The sequence below is a fragment of the Pseudomonas sp. yb_9 genome (genome assembly GCF_043103635.1).
Taxonomy (GTDB): domain Bacteria; phylum Pseudomonadota; class Gammaproteobacteria; order Pseudomonadales; family Pseudomonadaceae; genus Aquipseudomonas; species Aquipseudomonas monteilii.
In genome coordinates, this window is sequence record NZ_JBICKA010000011.1 from 1 (window position 1) to 820 (window position 820).

An 820-nucleotide genomic window follows, 5' to 3' on the forward strand; every position below is an offset into this window, starting at 1 on the left:
ACACGCGAACGCTGCTGGCGATACGACTGGGTGGTGGAGTTTGATATCAAGGCGGCTTTCGATCACATTGATCATGAACTGCTGATGAAAGCGGTGCGAACCCATATCAAAGAGGATTGGATACTGCTGTACATCGAACGATGGCTGGTTGCTCCATTCGAGGCAGCAGATGGCGTTCGCATTCAACGCGAACGTGGCACCCCGCAAGGCGGCGTGATCAGTCCCATGTTGATGAATCTGTTCATGCATTACGCCTTTGACGCATGGATGCAACGAAATAGCCCAAACTGTCCTTTTGCCCGGTATGCCGATGATGCGGTAGTGCATTGTCGTAGCCAGAGGCAAGCAGAACACGTGATGCGTTCAATCGCTTCACGTCTAGCGGTTTGTGGCCTCACGATGCATCCCGAGAAATCGAAAATCGTGTACTGCAAGGACAGCAATCGACGCGCAGGGTATCCGCATGTGAGCTTTACCTTCCTTGGTTTCACTTTTAGACCTAGGAAGGCAATCGGCCAGCAGAACAAGCTTTTCACCAGCTTCCTTCCGGGAGTCAGTGCGCAAGCGTTGAAGCGGATGCGGCGAGCAGTGCGCGAGTGGCGGGTCAGCCGCCAAACTCATGTGACGCTGGCTGCTGTGGCTCGGCTTTACAACCCAGTGATACAAGGTTGGTGGCAGTACTATGGCGCGTTCTATCGGACGGCCATGCTTGGTATCTTTCGACATATCGATAGCGCGCTCAAGCGTTGGGCCGGTCGTAAGTACAAAATACTTCACGGGCGCAAGCGGCGTATATCTGAATGGTTGGACACGGTGCATA

The 820-nt window shown here is 53.7% G+C and carries 1 protein-coding gene; it reads left to right on the top strand.

The window, feature by feature from the left end:
* Positions 1-820, top strand: an 820-nt coding sequence (locus tag ACF8MI_RS03345) for a reverse transcriptase domain-containing protein (protein WP_392517367.1), incomplete at both ends; no start/stop codon positions are given.